Here is a 16,755-nt window from a genome sequence, read left to right as displayed (position 1 = left end):
CTGTCCTCAATCCAGACGGCGACACAGATAGGCTTGGGTTTGATAAGGGAAATCAATAGTTTCACGCCCCCTCAAGGAGGGATGCGTGTCGATAAGATGCTGCAACTGATCACTCACCGTGGCCTTTTCGGCGGCAGGCAAGGCGGCGATGAAACTCACCGACAGGAACCGGTCCATGATGACTTCCCTGGCGCTTCCGGAATGTGTGTATCGAAAGCAGGTCAGTTCAGGAGTCGAAAAGTAGTTTCCTGTGAAGGGTAACCGCCACGATCCGGTATGAAAACGCGGGGTATCGCCTTCGTATGGAGTGATGATATCAGTGATAGCAGCCACCCAGTCCACCGACTCATCACGTACGTTCCAGATCAGGCCCAATCGGCCATTCGCCCTGAGCACTCGGTAAATCTCGGCAAGTGCTTTTTCATTTGCAAACCAGTGGAAGGCCTGAGCACACACCACTGCTTGTGCCATTCCAGATTCGAACGGGATACTTTCTGCCGTCCCCTCCACAATCCTGACGTCCGGCAGGCTTTGGGCAAACTCGGCACGCATGGCCTCAACCGGTTCGACTGCAATGACATCGAGCGCCATGGACTTCAACAATCGAGTGAATTTTCCTGTACCGGCCCCTAGATCGATAACTGCCGATCCCGGAAGAAGATCCAATTCTTGTTTAAGCCAGGCACTGAGTTCACTCGGGTAGTTCGGGCGCCCCTTGGCATAAGTGTGGGCTTGCGATGAGTATCCAATCTGGGCGGCCTTCTGAATGTTTGCCATGAGCAACGACCCTCATTGTGAATGTTACATTAGCTGGGCTGCCCCTGGATGGAAGAGGAGAATGATTGCCTAGCCGTTTTCCGGATCTTCAACTGTCTTTCTGCGGCCTTTCGAAACCACCACTTTGTATGCACCGGTACGCACCTCTTTAACCGAATGTGCGGTCAAAGGGTCGCTACGAAAGCGGAAATGAGCTGAGGTTTTCTTGGCGGGAGGACGAACGGTTTGGATAGGCGTAGCCTTTGCCGGGGCTGGCGGCAAGAAAGCACTCGGCTCCATCGCAAAGCGTTCTGCCAGTGCGTACGCCATCTTGTGGCTGATGGGCCGATTCCCACTGAGCACCTTGGACACCGCTGTTTTATCACCGATTTCAGGAAGATCTGAACCGGTGAGCCCGAGCGTCTCCATCAAATCCCTGATCAGTTGCACAGGGGTGCATGTCGCCTCAAAAGCGGCATTCGATTCGCGAAACTGGTCGGAGTCGCGCTGGTAGGCCAGGATTTCATCCTCGAGTTCAATGAGAATTTTCTCCTCGGTCTTGCTCAGCTCACGCCCGTCGGTGAGTTCATCGAGCAAGTCGGTCGCACGCTCATAGTCGGCGGGGGTCTCGATGCCATGCACAAACTCGCCGCGCAAGCGCTCCAGCACCGCATGCAGGTCACCAAGCGTTGCGATCACGGTCTGGCAATCGTTCCGGTCTGCGCTCATCGTTTTACCCCTTTGTTCCTTGCATACCAGGCGTTGGCCACGTCGTAATCAGCATGCGTGTAGATGTGTTTGACGTAGAACTTCTGCCGGGTGTAGTTGACACCCCCTATCACCCTGAGATTATTTCCGCCTACCTCGATCACAACCCAATTCATTGCGGCTCTGGGCTTGAACAAATCGACACCGTGCGTACCGAAAAGCTTTTGCAGGTCCGCGAACGCCTTGGGGCGAGCCATCCTCAAAATGCGCAGGCAACGATCAAGTCCAGCCTTGTCGTTCGGATACAAAATTGCAGCGTCGTCAAAACGTGATGGCGTGAGTATATCCATAGGCTTCCTTGTCTTTGAGCCCATGGTACTCTGGTTGTGTTTTTTCACAACTTCGATGTGTTGGCAGCAGCGGGACTCACACCATGGCAAGTAGGCGACTTAAGCGGCAGCCGTGGGCTAAATGGGGAATCACCTACACATTCCGAGACAAAAGCATGAACCCAGACCATCACACCATCTGAGACCTTACCTGCGCCTCAACACAGCAAGTTCATCAATTTGATCGTCTCGCAACCGCCTTAAGCTCCACATCTCACCCCGTCACACACCCCTGCGGCACCTTCCCGGCAAAACTGTCCACCAGACTCGCCACCACCATCTCCCCCATCCGCGTGCGGGTCTGCAACGTCGCACTCGCCCGGTGCGGTTGCAGCACCACCTGCTCATTGCCAAACAACGCCTCGGGCACGTGCGGCTCATCGACAAACACATCCAGCGCCGCACCGGCGATTTCCCCGGCGGTCAGCGCCGCCACCAGGTCGGGCTCGTTGACCCGTTTGCCGCGGGCCACGTTGATCAGGTAACCGCCCTGGCCCAAGGCGCGCAACACCTCGGCATCGATGATGGCTTCAGCCTTGTCGGCGGCCGCCGCGAGGATCAAGGCGTCGCTGTCGCGAGCCAGTTGCTTGAGGTCGGCAATGAAGGTGTGGTTCACGTCCCTCATCGGTTGCAGATCGGTATAGCTGATCGGACAACCGAACGCGGCGGCGCGGGTTGCCACGGCGCGACCGACCCGGCCCATGCCGACGATGCCGATGCGCATGCCGGACACCTGCCGGGCCGATGACAACGGAGCCAGTGGCGTCGGGCTTTGGGGCCAGGTTATCTGTGTCGCCTTCCTATGAGTGCTTCGCACTCAAGCGGGAGCGAGCTCCCTCGCCACTGATTCACTGCCACTCTAAAAATCAGCGCAGGATCCACACCGCCGCTACCGCTATCACACTGATCGAACCCACTCGCCATGCCAGGGGTCTGCTCCTGTATGACCTCTTTGGAATCTGCTCCTATGTCTCCACACCAAAGCCTCGTTTTCCTGGCACGAGGTGGCTACGCCGCTCGAGGCGTTATTTACCTGATCATGGGCATCTTCGCCCTGCTGGCGGCTCGCGACTCAAGCAACCCGAAAGACAGCCACAGCAGCCTGGAAACGCTATTGAGCCAACCTTTCGGCCACGCCCTGGTGGGTCTGGTGGTGATGGGCCTGCTCGCCTTCGCCGGATGGCGCGTGTTGCAGGCCACTCGCGACGTCGATCATCACGGCAAGGCACTCGAGGGCCTGGTGATCCGCGCAGGCTTGCTGACGGGCGGGCTCATCAACGGCGCGCTCGCATTCTTCGCGTTGAGCCTGCTCGTCAGCGGGCTGAAAAGCTCCGGCGGCTCCGGTGGCGGACAGACCCAGGACCTGCTGGCACGCCTGCTGTCCTGGGACCATTCGAACCTGCTGATCTACCTCATCGCCCTGGTGCCCTTCGGGGTGGGCATCGCTCACATCATCAAGGGGTGGAAGGCGACGTTCGAGAAGTACTTTGAAGCAGACGAAGACGTCATGCGCTATGTGCGCCCGGTATCGCGCTTCGGTCTGATCGCCCGCGGGGTCGTCTTCATTGAAATCGCCCTGCTGCTGATCATCAGCGGCTCGACCTACAAGGCCATGGACCCACCCGGCATGAAAGACGCCCTCGACGCGCTGCAGAACCTGCCGGCTGGCGGTGTGCTCTTGATGGCGATGGCACTGGGTCTGATCGCTTTTTCGGTCTACAGCTTTGCCGAAGCGGCCTGGCGCAAGATCAATATGGATGTGCCCGGCGTTTCGCAAACGTAGCGCTTACTGCCCAGGTTTTATGCGATGCATAAGGTCGTTCAACGCGTAGGTGTCCAGAAAGGCCTGTACCTCGGTGACCTGGCCGTCCTTGAATGTCATATGCCATAAGTAGGTGTTGCGGTAAGGCTTGCGATCCAGGGCCGTTGCCTCACCGTTCCACAGCACCACAACGACATCGCCCTCGGCGATAATGCTTTGGACAGTAGGAGAAATGGGCGTCGCCAGCCGGGCACTGATCGGCCTTACGGCTTGCTCCATTAAATCGGCCTTGCTGTTATACACGCCTGAAACCGGGCTCGATCCGCTGACTGTCCATATGGCACCGGGCGCCAGCAAATCGAATACCGTGCCTTTGCCCTGCTGCCAGTTCATGAACGCTTGGCGCACCAGGTCCGTATTGGCATGAGTCGCTGTTTCCGATGCCCAGGCGGGGCTCGATGAAACGATCCAGGACAAAGCAACAGCCTGAAGGCTCAAAGCCAAACTCATCCGCGTAGTCATGATGTTTTTTCTCCAACAATGCAATCGATGAAGGGGAACCTTAACGGCATGCGCTTGGCGGCTGTTGCTCGATGCTGTTGCAGATTTGCCTGATGCTGTTTGGTGAAGGGACTGGGCGGATATTGTCGATATCGCTGTTTTTGCAGACAGCAGAAACCACAAAACCCCTGGTTTCTTGGGAAACCAGGGGTTTTGTGTATATCGAATGTGGCGGTGAAGGAGAGATTCGAACTCTCGATACAGTTTCCTGTATACACACTTTCCAGGCGTGCTCCTTAAGCCACTCGGACACTTCACCGTATCTCGGCAAACTGTTCAGTCTGTCGAGGCGCGCTAATGTAGTCGAAAGCTTTTCCGATGGCAAAGGTTTTTTTCAGAATTTTCATGCGGTTAAGCTTGGCTGGGCATTCAAAACCCGTCGGGGCAGGGCAAACCGGCCAATCTTCGGGGCTGTATAGGCAATGCTCTATAGATGAAGGCTTGGCGGGATGGGCGGGCCAGGCTGTTTACGGGGCTTGGGGCTGACCGGTGAGTCAGTCACGGTGCTTTACCTGGCCTGCGGCGGTGGGTAACGTCTGCGACACTTCTATTACAAGGAATAGCGTCATGAGCGACTTGATTGCCTACCATCTCGAAGACGGTATCGCGACCCTGACCTTGAACAACGGCAAGGTCAACGCCATCTCGCCGGCTGTGATTGCCGCGTTCAACGCTGCGCTGGACCAGGCGACGGCGGATCGGGCGGTGGTGATCATTACCGGGCAGCCGGGGATTCTGTCGGGTGGCTACGATCTGAAGGTAATGACCGCCGGTCCCAAGGAAGCAGTCAGCTTGGTCACGGCCGGCTCGACGCTGGCCCGTCGCCTGTTGTCGCACCCCTTCCCTGTCGTTGTCGCTTGCCCGGGGCATGCGGTGGCTAAAGGTGCGTTCCTGCTGTTGTCGGCAGATTACCGCATTGGTGTGGAAGGGCCGTTCAGCATTGGCCTGAACGAAGTACAGATCGGCATGACGATGCACCACGCCGGTATCGAGTTGGCTCGTGATCGCCTGCGCAAGTCGGCGTTTCACCGTTCGGTGATCAATGCCGAGATGTTCAATCCCCAGAGCGCTGTGGATGCGGGCTTCCTCGACAAGGTGGTGTCGGCCGAGGAACTGCAAGGCGCAGCTCTGGAAGCAGCGCGTCAGTTGAAGAAAATCAACATGTCCGCCCACAAGAACACCAAGCTGAAAGTTCGCAAGGCCCTGCTGGAGACACTGGACACTGCGATTTTGCTGGATCAGGAACATATGGGCTGACGCTTGTAGGAGCTGTCGAGCGGGGCGAGGCTGCGATCTTTCCATTACCAATTGAGTCCGGAGCGAAAGATCAAAAGATCGCAGCCTCGCTCCGCTCGTCAGCTCCTACGGGAGCAGCTCCCTCGCCACAGATGCCCCCTCCCCTAGAGCGGGGCTTTTTCCTACGCGCGCCGTTTAAAAGTCCACAACCGCTCTAGGCCGCTTCCCTCACGCAATGTGGAAACATGCGCTTAAACATCGTCCATTTCCGACCTCTATAGGGGCAATTGCCGAAAACAGTGCACATCCGTACACTGCGCCACCTTTTGTCCCGATGGGGCCTGTAGATGCTGTTTGTATTGCGTATGTTGTTGATGGGCCTGCACTTTGTCCTGGCGGGTGTGCTCGGGGTGATTCTGGGCCTGTGCAGACCGTTCAATCCGGACAACAGCCGTTTATGCGCAAGGCTGTACGCATTGCCGGCCATGTGCATCTTGCGCCTGCGGGTCCGGACGCAGGTCGACACGCTAGTGGACAAACCCAACGGCTGCGTGATCATCGCCAACCATCAATCCAACTATGACTTGTTCATGTTCGGCAACGTGGTGCCGCGCCGCACCGTGTGCATCGGCAAGAAGAGCCTGAAATGGGTGCCGCTGTTCGGGCAGTTGTTCTGGCTGGCGGGCAATGTGTTGATCGACCGTGGCAACGCGATCAAGGCACGACGGTCAATGCTGACCACCACCCATACGTTGCAGCACGAGGACACCTCGATCTGGGTTTTTCCGGAAGGCTCGCGCAATCTGGGCGAGGATCTGCTGCCTTTCAAGAAAGGCGCATTCCAGATGGCAATCGCCGCCGGAGTCCCGATTATTCCGGTGTGCGTCAGCAGCTACATCAAGCACATGCGCCTCAATCGCTGGCGCAGCGGTGACATCCTCATACGCTCGTTGCCGGCGATTCCGACGGCCGGATTGAGCATGGATGACATGCCCCGGCTCATCGCCCAATGCCGTGAGCAGATGCGCGAATGCATCGCGACAATGGACCAGCAGTTACAAGCCGCGTAATGGAAAACCCGCCCCTCGGCGGGTTTTCTTTTGCCGCCGAACTCCGCAGATTTTGCTGACTCTCATGCTACAGGGCGCGTTAAGCTGAACACTGCCTGCCACTGCCATTTCCAATAAGAAGTGAACCACCATTATGGGTAGAGTCGTTGCTGCTGCGGTTTACAGCGCCGGTAAGAAAATCACCAACATAACCCTCGACGAAGGCAGCGCCTGGGCTGCCAAGCCTGGTCATTTTGTATGGATCGGTCTCGAAGAGCCCAGTGCCCTGGAGCTGACCAACCTGCAGCGTCAATTCAACCTGCACGAATTGGCCATCGAAGACGCCATGGAGAAACACAGCCGGCCCAAGTTGGAGACCTTTGGCGATGCGCTGTTTATCGTCACGTATTCGCCGATACGCAAGGACGGCAAGCTGCAGTTCATCGAAACCCATATCTTTGCCGGCAAGGGCTACATCATCACCGCTCGCAACGGTCATTCAGCCTCCTACGCCCACGTCCGACAGCGCTGTGAGGCTCGTCCTATCCTGCTGGAGCACGGCGAAGATTTCGTGCTCTACGCCATCCTCGATTTCGTGATCGAAAACTACCAACCGGTGGGTGAAGCCATTCACGCCGAGATCGATGAGCTGGAGCGCAACGTGCTGTGCAGCGCCCTGAATGAGCGAGACATCCAGAACCTGCACAGCTTGCGCCGCGATGTATTGCGCCTGCGTCGTTACGCAGCGCCCATGGTAGAGATCAGCGAGGAGCTGCAGCGGCTGGACTTCCCCTTTATCGACAAGAACATGGGACCGTATTTCCGCGACGTGCAGATCCACGTCACGCGGCAAATGGAAGACTTGGCCACCTTGGCGGACATCGCCAGCCAGACCATTGAAATCGGGGTGCTGCTGGAAGCCTCACGCCAGAGCGTGGTGCAGCGAAAATTTGCAGCGTGGGCGGCGATTCTGGCATTCCCCACCGCGGTGGCCGGGATCTATGGGATGAACTTCGAGAACATGCCGGAGTTGACCTGGCACTACGGCTACTTTCTGGTACTCGGATTCATCGGGGTGGGATGTACGGCTTTGTGGGCGAGTTTCAAGCGGTCGGGATGGTTGTAGGCCCGCTCTCCTGGGGAACTGCGCGGCCTGCATCGCGAGCAGGCTCGCTTGCCACCGCTCATCCCCTGTGGGAGCGAGCTTGCTCGCGATGACAGCGGCACATCCGACATCAACGCCAAACTGATCCACCGCTATCGCGAGCAGGCTCGCTCCCACATTGGAGAGGGGTGATCGTTAGCCTTGGGTGGTTTCGGCCTGCGGCTTGTGTGCAACGAAACGCATCATCCACTCCGCCACCGTGGTGCCGTGATGCTCGTGGGCCAGGCTCGCCAAGCCCTGGCTGTAGATCTGCTCGCCGAGGTGTTGCTGACGAATCTCCAGCAAGGCCCGGGAATAATCGTGAATGAACTCCGGGTGGCCCTGGAAGCACAGTACCTGGTCGTTGATATGGTAGGCGGCGAACGGGCAGAAATCGCTGGAGGCGATGACGGTCGCGCTTTCGGGAAGTTCGGTGACCTGGTCCTGATGGCTGATCAGCAAGGTCAGCTCTTCCATCACCGGGCTCATCCACGGCGCCTTGGCGGCGAGTTTGTAGCGATGGGTGCCGACACCCCAGCCTTGGGTGGCGCGTTCGGTCTTGCCGCCCAGCAACAACGCCAAGAGCTGATGGCCAAAGCACACACCGAGCAATTTATCGCCCCGCTGGTAGCGCTCCAGCAGGTAGGTCTTGAGGGTTTGAATCCAAGGGTCGGTGCCGAAGGAGTCAGCCTTGCTGCCAGTCACCAGATAAGCGTCGAACACCTCGTCATCGCTGGGGTAATGCCCCTCCATCACGTTGTACACGATGAATTCGGCCGCGATGGGCTGCTGTGAAAACAGGCGCTGGAACATCTGCCCGTAACCCTGATATTGGTCGACCAGTTCCGGACGCAGGATATCGGTTTCCAGAATGCAGATGCGTAGCGACATAAAAAATACCTGACACGATGATGGGAATATTGCACACCCCAGAGCCTGCCCTGAAACATGGTTCCAAGGCAAGCCCCTTCCCTGGTCTGTCAGAACAGTTCGTGCCGGGCGGCTTTCTCCAACAACAAGGCCGGCGGTGAGAAGCGCTCGCCGTATTGCTCGGCCAGATACTGGGCGCGACCGACAAAGTCCTGCAGGCCGTATTGGTTGATGAACTGCAACGCACCGCCGGTCCAGGCCGCGAAACCAATGCCAAAGATCGAGCCGATGTTGGCGTCGGCCGTGGAAGTTAACACCCCCTCCTCCACGCAACGCACAGTCTCCAAGGCCTGGATGAACAGCAGGCGATCACGGATATCCTGGGGCGAAATCTGCCCATCGGCTTGCTCGAAGCGACTCTTCAGCTGCGGCCACAGGTGCTTTTGCCCGTTGGCCGGGTATTCATAAAAACCGGCGCCGGCGGCCTTTCCCGGCCGCTTGTATTCGTTGAGCAGCAAGTCAATCACGGCGAATGCCGGGTGCTCAATCGGCGTTTTCCCTTCTGCGCGCAGGTCCTTGGCGGTTTGCGCGCGGATATGGCTCATCAGGCTGAGGGAAACTTCGTCAGAGATCGCCAGGGGCCCGACCGGCATCCCGGCCTTGCGCGCTTCGGTCTCGATCATCGGTGCACTCACGCCCTCGCCGAGCATGGCGATGCCCTCCTTGGTAAAGGTACCGAACACCCGCGACGTGAAGAAACCGCGACTATCGTTGACCACAATCGGCGTCTTGTTGATCTGCAGGACAAAATCGAAACCCCGAGCCAGGGTGGCGTCACTGGTGCGCGCGCCCTTGATGATCTCCACCAGGGGCATTTTTTCCACCGGGCTGAAGAAGTGCAGGCCGATGAACTTCGTCGGGTCCGGAACGGCCATGGCCAGGCCGGTGATGGGCAAGGTCGAGGTGTTGGAGGCGATCACCGCATCGTCGCCCGCCACCGCCTGGGCCGCAGCCGACACGCTGGCTTTGAGGGCGCGATCTTCAAACACCGCTTCGATGATCAAGTCGCAACCGGCCAGGTCAGCATTGCTGTCGCTGGCTTGAATCCGCGCCAGCGTGGCGTCGCGCTGCTCAGCCGTGAGTTGGCCACGGACGACCTTTTTATCCAGCAACGCCGCCGAACGGGCCTTGCCCTTCTCGGCCGCCGCCAGATCGACATCCTTGAGTACCACCGCGATGCCGGCCACGGCGCTGACATAGGCGATACCCGCCCCCATCATGCCCGCGCCGAGCACGCCGACTTTTTTCGTCAGATAAGGCGCAAAACCCTGTGGGCGAGAACCACCGGCCTTGATCTCGTTGAGTTGGAACCAGAGGGTGCCGATCAGGTTCTTCGCCACTTGGCCGGTGGTCAGTTCGGTGAAGTAGCGGGTTTCGATCAGGTGCGCGGTATCGAAATCCACTTGGGCCCCCTCCACCGCCGCGCAGAGGATTTTCTCCGGTGCCGGCAGGCAGCCCTGGGTCTTGTTGCGCAGGATCGAGGGGGCGATCGCCAGCATTTGCGCGACTTTCGGGTCGGACGGCGTGCCGCCCGGAAGCCGATAGCCCTTTGCATCCCAGGGTTGCACGACGCTGGGGTTGGCCAGAATCCAGGCCCGGGACTTGGTCAGCAGTTCCTCACGATCCTTGGCCAGCTCATCGATCAATCCTGCCTGCAGCGCTTGTTGTGCACTGACCTTCTTACCTTCGAGCAGATACGGCAGGGCCTTTTCCAAACCGAGCAGGCGCACCATCCGCACCACCCCACCGCCCCCCGGCAGCAGCCCGAGAGTGACCTCCGGCAAGCCGAGCTGCACCGATGGCTGCTCCAGCGCCACGCGATGATGACAAGCCAGACAGATCTCCCAACCACCGCCGAGGGCCGCGCCATTGATGGCCGCCACCACGGGCTTGCCCAGGGTCTCCAAGGCTCGCAGTTGCGCTTTAAGCAGCAGCACCATGTCGTAGAACGCCTTGGCCTCGGGCTTGCCGACCTTGACCAGTTCATTGAGATCACCACCGGCGAAGAAGGTGTGCTTGGCCGAGGTGATGATCACACCGGCAATCGCGTCCTTTTCAGCCTTCAAACGGGTGACGCAAGCGGCCATGGCTTCGCGGTAGCGCGCATTCATGGTGTTGGCGCTCTGGCCCGGCATGTCCAGGGTCAGGACGACGATCCGGTCCTGGCCGGTTTCGTAACGGATGGCAGCGGTCATGAAAAATGTTCCTTGAAGTCTGGGCTCAGAGGCGTTCGATGACGGTGGCAATGCCCATGCCGCCGCCGACACAGAGGGTCGCCAGGCCATAGCGCAGGCGACGCGCCTCCAACTCGTCGAGCAACGTGCCAAGGATTGCGCAGCCGGTAGCCCCCAAGGGATGCCCCAGGGCGATGGAGCCACCGTTGACGTTGACCTTGGCGGGGTCGATGGCCATGTCCCGGATGAACTTGAGCACCACCGAGGCGAAGGCTTCGTTGACTTCGAACAAGTCGATATCCTCCACCCGCAGCCCGGCCTTGCCCAAGGCCTTGCGGGTGGCCGGCGCCGGGCCGGTAAGCATGATGGTCGGTTCGGTACTGGTGACGGCCGTGGCGACGATCCGGGCCCGGGGTTGCAGGCCCATGGCGCGTCCCTTGGCTTCGGAACCGATCAACATCAGCGCCGCGCCGTCGACGATGCCGGAACTGTTGCCCGGCGTGTGCACATGATGGATGCGTTCGACATGGCTGTAGACCCGCAGCGCCGTGCCGTCGAAGCCCATCTGGCCCATGGCTTCGAAGCTCGGCTTGAGCTTGCCCAGGCCTTCGAGGGTGGAGTCGGCGCGGATGAATTCGTCGTGGTCCAGCAACACGATGCCATTCTGGTCCCGCACGGCGACCAGGGATTTATCGAACGAACCGTCGGCCCGGGCACGTGCCGCTTTTTGCTGGGAGTGCAGTGCGTAGCGGTCGACGTCCTCGCGGCTGAAGCCTTCCAGGGTGGCGATCAGGTCGGCGCCGATGCCCTGGGGAATGAAGTGGCCCTGCAGGTTGGATTGCGGGTCCAGCGCCCACGCACCGCCATCGCTGCCCATGGGCACCCGGGACATGGATTCAACGCCGCCGGCCACCACCAGGTCTTCGAACCCGGAGCGCACCTTCATCGCCGCCAGGTTCACCGCTTCCAGTCCCGAGGCGCAAAAACGATTGAGTTGCACCCCGGCCACGCGGACATCCCAATTGGCCACCAACGCAGCAGTCTTGGCGATATCGGCACCCTGCTCACCCACGGGCGTCACGCAACCGAGCACGATGTCGTCGACCTGGCTGGTGTCCAAATCCATGCGCTGGCGCAAGGCACTGAGCAGGCCCCCCATCAGGTTCACCGGCTTGACGCTGTGCAGGGCGCCATCAGCCTTGCCCTTGCCACGAGGCGTGCGTAATGCGTCGAAAATCAAAGCTTGGGTCATGACATCCTCGAAACCACGGGGTAATGCGACGCCTCCAACCATAAGCCCAGCGGCGCCGGATTCAATGACCACAGCGCTCAATGGCGTTGACGGCCACGCTCAGACGAACGGTAGCGAGCTATCGGGTTAACCGATTCAGGAGGGCAAGCTGTCTAGCAAAAGGGCCGGCAGGAAGGTGGCAATAGGCCTCATGCTGTTTTAATAGCGATAAGTACCCAGTTGATACGAATTGGATCTAAGCCAAGGCGGCCGCGGCCCCTAATGTAATCCTTGTACAAGTTAGTCGTCGGGTTTTGCCGAGGCGCTTGTCGGAACAGGAAGTGCAACGCCAGCCATCATGGATATGCAGGCTGGTTTTCAGGACATAACAAAAAAGGCGGATCAGCCATGTTCAAACATTCGAAAGTTCGTCAAGCCGGACTCATTCTCTTTGCCACGACGCTGCTGTTGATTTTGCCGAATATCACCAAGGTGATTGGCTGAATCCTGCGCGGGGGCACCTGCTTCATCCAATACGTTGTGTCGCCAAAAAATGTGATGGGTTCACTGTTCGAGCTGCGATGGCTGTGCCAACCTTTGCGGCCACCCTCTCGACATGGAAGGCGATCGACTTGAAAGCTCTCATTGTGTTCGGGGCGTTGCTGCTCAGCACGCCCCTTTATGCCGCGCAACTGGTGCTGGAGTTGGGCGCGAGCACGCGTACCTGGCAAACCGAAGAACTGCTCAAGCATCCGGACGCTCAAACGGTCGAGATTGCTGAGGACGTTTCCTACAAGAAACCCATGAGTTATCGAGCCGTGCCGCTGACGTCACTGTTGGCGGGCATCCATCCGGACGACCACCTGCAGGCCGTTGCCCTGGACGGCTTCGCTGCCGAGATGCCCGCGGCGCCATTACTCAACAAGAGCGGGGCCCGGGCCTGGCTGGCGATCGAGGACCCGGCCAAGCCGTGGCCGTCGCTGGGGGAAGGCAAGTCCAGTGCCGGGCCTTTCTATCTGGTCTGGACCGACCCGCAGGCGGGTCGCATCAGCCCGGAACAATGGCCCTATGCGGTAGCGAGCATCAAGCGCCTGTCGGCGGTGGCTGAACGCTTCCCGGCCCTGCTGCCGGCGCCCAACCTGGCCAAGGACGACCCGATCAATAAAGGTTTCGCGCTGTTCCAGAAGAACTGCCTGGCGTGTCATCGGCTCAATGGCGCTGGCGATGCACAGTTCGGCCCTGACCTGAACATTCCTTTCAATCCCACCGAATACTTCTCCGGGGATTTCCTCAAGCGCTACATTCGCGACCCGCAAGGCCTGCGACGCTGGCCCCAGGGCAAGATGCCCGGGTTCTCGGCAGCGGTGTTGCCGGATGCGGAGCTGGATTTGCTGGTGGGTTACTTGAAGCATATGGCGGGACGCAAGCAGCCCCCAGCCCAATAATCCGCTACCACTGTGACGAGGTTGTCCCCTCAAGCCGTAGGAGCTGACGAGTACAACGAGGCTGCGATCTTTTCCCCGACGCTTGAGTTTCAAGCAAAAGATCAAAAGATCGCAGCCTTCGGCAGCTCCTACGGGGCAAGGTTATTGTTGTTGCACCGTGATCACCGGCGCCGGAGTCACGACCAGCCTGGCATGCATCTGCTCGCCACCACCGCCGCGGCGCATGCCACGCACAGGGCAGGCGTCCAGGTAATCCAGGCCCACGGCCAGTTTCAGGTGGCGCTCCGGGCGGGCGAGTTGGTTGGTCACGTCGAAGCTGTACCAGGCGTCGTCCAGCCAGGCCTCTGCCCAGGCATGGCTCGCCAGGTGCTCGCTCTCTCCGCTGAACAGATAACCCGACACATACCGTGCCGGCACCCCCAGGCTACGAGCGCAGGCCAGGAAGGCATGGGTATGGTCCTGGCACACCCCGCTACGACCGGCGAACGCCTGGGCTGCACTGGTCTCGACTGCCGTGGTGCCAGGGGTGTAGATCATGTGCTGATTCAACCCATGCATCAGGTCGATCAACGCTGTGCGGTCGCGACGCTGCTGGCACTGCTGCGCGGCGAAGGCTCGAAGGGCCTCGTCCGCCTCGGTCAGCCGGGTGAAGCGCAGGAATGGCAGCGCCGACTGGCTCTCGTGTTCGGCTTCGCGCAACGGATCGATATCCACCTGTCCGCGGGCGCCGATGATGACCGTTTCGTGGGGCTCATCCAGGGTCAGCACGTGCAGGATGTTGCCAAACGGATCCAGTTGCGCCCGCACCGGCCGTGGTAAATCAAGCTGCCAGCTCAGCACATGCTGGCGTTCGCTGTCGTGGGGCGTCAGGCGCAGGTACTGGATGCTGGCGCGAACCTGATCGTCATAGTGGTAGGCCGTTTCGTGGCTGATCGAGAGTCTCATATGACCTCCAGGTAGGAACTGTGAATGGTGTTGCCCAGTTCACGGACCAGTGGGATGAATTCGGTGAGCCAGGCATGCAGGCCCCCATCGAGGATTTCGCTGATGCCGGTGTAGCGCAGCCGTGCGTCCATTTCCGCCGCCAGCCGTTGTGCCTGCCGACCGTTGGTGCCCGGCAGGCTTGCGAGGATCTGGTCGATTTCTTCGGTACAGGCACGCAGCGAGCGCGGCACGTCGGCGCGCAACAGCAGCAACTCGGCTACATGGCGAGCGCCCGGGGCATCACGGTAGATCTCGGTGTAGGCCTCGAAGGACGACAAGGCCCGCAACAAGGCGCTCCATTGGTAGTAGGCGTGGGCCGTGCCATCGCTGACTGCATCGGCCTGGTCGCCGGCCATTTCGTAACGGGCATCGAGCAAGCGCAGCGTGTTGTCGGCCCTTTCGATAAAGGTCCCCAGGCGAATGAACCGAAACGCGTCATTACGCATGATGGTGCCGTAGGTCGCGCCACGAAACAGGTGCGAGCGCTCCTTGATCCACTCGCAGAAACGGCTCATGCCGTAGCGATTCAAGCCTTGCTCGCCGATACCGCGAATTTCCAGCCAGGTGGCGTTGATGTTTTCCCACATGTCGGCGGTGATTCGGCCACGTACCGCATGGGCACTGGCCCGCGCGGAACCGAGACAGCTGTAGATGCTGGCCGGGTTGGCCGCTTCCAGGGCAAAGAAATGCAGCAGGCGCTCGGCGTGCAGATCGCCGTGTCGCTCCCGGTAATCGTCCAGCGTGCCAGTGATCAGCAATGGCATGGCCAGTTCGTGCAGGCCGTCGCCACGCCCGTCCTGGGGCATCAGTGACAACGAATAACTGACGTCGAGCATCCGCGCGAGGTTTTCCGCCCGCTCCAGGTAGCGCGACATCCAGTACAGGTCCGAGGCGGTTCTACTCAGCATGGCAGCTCCTCAATCCTCGACCACCCAAGTGTCCTTGGTACCACCGCCCTGGGATGAGTTCACCACCAGGGAGCCTTCGCGCAGCGCCACCCGTGTCAGCCCACCAGGAACCACGCGAGTCTCGCGGCCGGCCAGCACAAACGGGCGCAAATCGATATGACGCGGGGCGATGCCGTTCTCGACAAAGGTCGGGCACGTCGAGAGCGACAGCGTCGGCTGGGCGATATAGGCGTGCGGCTTGGCCTTGATCCGCTCGCGAAAGGCATCGATTTGCGCCGTCGTCGCGGCCGGCCCCACCAGCATTCCATACCCGCCGGAGCCCTGGGTTTCCTTGACCACCAGGTCGGGAAGATTCGCCAGTACATGGGAAAGCTCTGCAGGATTACGGCACTGCCATGTAGGAACGTTCTTCAGGATCGGCTCTTCGTCCAGGTAAAAACGGATCATGTCGGTGACGAACGGGTACACCGACTTGTCGTCCGCCACCCCCGTGCCGATGGCATTGGCCAGCACCACGTTACCGGAACGGTAGGAGGACAACAGCCCCGGTACGCCGAGCATCGAATCCGGATTGAAGGCCAGTGGATCGAGGAACGCGTCGTCGAGGCGACGGTAGATCACATCCACCGCCTTCGGCCCGTCGGTGGTGCGCATGAACACTTTGTCATCCCGTACGAACAGGTCAGCGCCTTCCACCAACTCCACGCCCATCTCCCGGGCCAGGAATGCGTGTTCGAAAAATGCACTGTTGAAACGCCCCGGCGTCAGTACCACGACGCTGGGGTCGTCCAGCGGACTGGAGCTTTTCAGGGTGTCGAGCAGCAGATTCGGATAATGATCGATGGGGGCGATGCGCTGGGCGGCGAACAGCTCGGGAAACAGGCGCATCATCATCTTGCGGTCTTCGAGCATGTAGCTGACGCCGCTGGGCGTACGCAGATTGTCTTCGAGCACGTAGTAGGTGCCGTCACCGTCGCGTACCAGGTCGACACCGCAAATGTGCGCGTAGATGTCACGGTGCAGATCGAGCCCTTGCATCGCCAGTTGGTACTGCTCGTTGGCCAGCACCTGTTCGGCGGGGATGATGCCGGCCCGGATGATCCGCTGTTCGTGGTAGAGGTCGGCCAGGAACATGTTCAGCGCCTTGACCCGTTGAATGCAGCCACGTTCGACCACCCGCCATTCGCTGGCCGGGATGCTGCGCGGGATCGTGTCGAACGGGATCAGGCGTTCGGTGCCTTGCTCGTCCCCGTAGAGCGTGAACGTAATGCCGGCACGGTGAAACAACAGGTCGGCTTCGCGCCTGCGCTGCGCCAGAAGCTCGTCAGGCGTGTCGGCCAGCCAGCGGGCAAACGCCTGGTAGTGCGGGCGGACCTGGCCGTCGGCATCGTACATTTCATCAAAACCGCTGCGGATCATGCCGTGCTCCTTGTCACCCTGGCAGCAAGGCTTCGCAAGCCCCGTGCCATCGGCATAAA

General features: G+C 60.0%; 15 protein-coding genes, 1 tRNA gene and 1 pseudogene. 5 read left to right on the top strand and 12 right to left on the bottom strand.

From position 1 onward, the window contains the following. Positions 1-6 precede the first annotated feature (6 nt). The 4 genes and pseudogenes from BLP82_RS13750 to BLP82_RS13735 form a co-directional block, all read right to left on the bottom strand. Entirely contained in the window at positions 7-777 is a 771-nt protein-coding gene (locus BLP82_RS13750; protein ID WP_092168608.1) for a class I SAM-dependent methyltransferase, read from the bottom strand. Positions 778-846: 69 nt separating this feature from the next. Further along, positions 847-1,485 carry a helix-turn-helix domain-containing protein gene (locus tag BLP82_RS13745; RefSeq protein WP_092168605.1) on the bottom strand — a complete coding sequence of 213 codons (639 nt, stop codon included), beginning with the start codon at positions 1,483-1,485 and terminating at the stop codon, positions 847-849. After that, positions 1,482-1,814, bottom strand: coding sequence for a type II toxin-antitoxin system HigB family toxin (locus BLP82_RS13740; protein WP_092168602.1), 333 nt, complete (start codon positions 1,812-1,814; stop codon positions 1,482-1,484). The genes BLP82_RS13745 and BLP82_RS13740 overlap by 4 nt, the downstream gene beginning before the upstream one ends. Before the next feature lie 253 nt (positions 1,815-2,067). Continuing rightward, a pseudogene (locus tag BLP82_RS13735) lies at positions 2,068-2,634 on the bottom strand (NAD(P)-dependent oxidoreductase); the annotation flags it as partial. Between the two features lie 186 nt (positions 2,635-2,820). Between BLP82_RS13735 and BLP82_RS13730 the strand changes: the two are divergent. Next, entirely contained in the window at positions 2,821-3,636 is an 816-nt protein-coding gene (locus BLP82_RS13730; RefSeq protein WP_092168599.1) for a DUF1206 domain-containing protein, read from the top strand. A 3-nt stretch (positions 3,637-3,639) separates the two neighbouring features. Here the strand turns inward: BLP82_RS13730 and BLP82_RS13725 are convergent, their stop codons facing one another. Then, positions 3,640-4,125, bottom strand: coding sequence for a nuclear transport factor 2 family protein (locus tag BLP82_RS13725; RefSeq protein WP_092168753.1), 486 nt, complete (start codon positions 4,123-4,125; stop codon positions 3,640-3,642). A gap of 220 nt (positions 4,126-4,345) precedes the next feature. Further along, positions 4,346-4,435: transfer RNA gene (locus tag BLP82_RS13720), tRNA-Ser, on the bottom strand. A gap of 308 nt (positions 4,436-4,743) precedes the next feature. On the opposite strand from BLP82_RS13720, the gene BLP82_RS13715 reads away from it, so the two are divergent. The 3 genes from BLP82_RS13715 to BLP82_RS13705 all read left to right on the top strand — a co-directional run bounded on the left by BLP82_RS13715 (position 4,744) and on the right by BLP82_RS13705 (position 7,587). After that, positions 4,744-5,433 (top strand): crotonase/enoyl-CoA hydratase family protein, encoded by a 690-nt coding sequence (locus BLP82_RS13715; protein WP_092168596.1) that lies wholly within the window; start codon positions 4,744-4,746, stop codon positions 5,431-5,433. 326 nt (positions 5,434-5,759) lie between these two features. Then, a complete protein-coding gene (locus BLP82_RS13710) occupies positions 5,760-6,482 on the top strand; it encodes a 1-acylglycerol-3-phosphate O-acyltransferase (RefSeq protein WP_092168593.1) in 723 nt (240 codons plus the stop codon). Between the two features lie 133 nt (positions 6,483-6,615). Beyond that, positions 6,616-7,587, top strand: coding sequence for a magnesium and cobalt transport protein CorA (locus BLP82_RS13705; protein ID WP_060741271.1), 972 nt, complete (start codon positions 6,616-6,618; stop codon positions 7,585-7,587). A 174-nt stretch (positions 7,588-7,761) separates the two neighbouring features. On the opposite strand, the gene BLP82_RS13700 is transcribed toward BLP82_RS13705, so the two are convergent. The 3 genes from BLP82_RS13700 to BLP82_RS13690 form a co-directional block, all read right to left on the bottom strand. Then, positions 7,762-8,496, bottom strand: a complete 735-nt coding sequence (locus BLP82_RS13700) for an amidotransferase (RefSeq protein WP_092168589.1) — start codon at positions 8,494-8,496, stop codon at positions 7,762-7,764. 89 nt (positions 8,497-8,585) lie between these two features. Continuing rightward, complete coding sequence (locus BLP82_RS13695; protein ID WP_092168586.1) at positions 8,586-10,730, bottom strand: 3-hydroxyacyl-CoA dehydrogenase NAD-binding domain-containing protein; 2,145 nt, start codon at positions 10,728-10,730, stop codon at positions 8,586-8,588. Positions 10,731-10,755: 25 nt separating this feature from the next. Beyond that, a complete protein-coding gene (locus BLP82_RS13690; RefSeq protein ID WP_092168583.1) occupies positions 10,756-11,961 on the bottom strand; it encodes an acetyl-CoA C-acetyltransferase in 1,206 nt (401 codons plus the stop codon). A gap of 611 nt (positions 11,962-12,572) precedes the next feature. On the opposite strand from BLP82_RS13690, the gene BLP82_RS13685 reads away from it, so the two are divergent. Next, entirely contained in the window at positions 12,573-13,385 is an 813-nt protein-coding gene (locus BLP82_RS13685; RefSeq protein ID WP_092168750.1) for a c-type cytochrome, read from the top strand. A 141-nt stretch (positions 13,386-13,526) separates the two neighbouring features. Here the strand turns inward: BLP82_RS13685 and BLP82_RS13680 are convergent, their stop codons facing one another. From BLP82_RS13680 to BLP82_RS13670, 3 genes are read right to left on the bottom strand one after another with little or no spacing between them, the layout of a single operon-like run. Continuing rightward, positions 13,527-14,330 carry a transglutaminase family protein gene (locus BLP82_RS13680; RefSeq protein WP_092168580.1) on the bottom strand — a complete coding sequence of 268 codons (804 nt, stop codon included), beginning with the start codon at positions 14,328-14,330 and terminating at the stop codon, positions 13,527-13,529. Continuing rightward, positions 14,327-15,277 carry an alpha-E domain-containing protein gene (locus BLP82_RS13675; RefSeq protein WP_092168577.1) on the bottom strand — a complete coding sequence of 317 codons (951 nt, stop codon included), beginning with the start codon at positions 15,275-15,277 and terminating at the stop codon, positions 14,327-14,329. The genes BLP82_RS13680 and BLP82_RS13675 overlap by 4 nt, the downstream gene beginning before the upstream one ends. Positions 15,278-15,286: 9 nt before the next feature. Then, complete coding sequence (locus tag BLP82_RS13670; protein WP_060741264.1) at positions 15,287-16,696, bottom strand: circularly permuted type 2 ATP-grasp protein; 1,410 nt, start codon at positions 16,694-16,696, stop codon at positions 15,287-15,289. Positions 16,697-16,755: the final 59 nt, after the last annotated feature.

It is taken from the genome of Pseudomonas sp. NFACC37-1 (assembly GCF_900101575.1).
GTDB lineage: Bacteria > Pseudomonadota > Gammaproteobacteria > Pseudomonadales > Pseudomonadaceae > Aquipseudomonas > Aquipseudomonas fluorescens_AA.
This window is presented reverse-complemented; position numbering and strand designations above follow the sequence as displayed.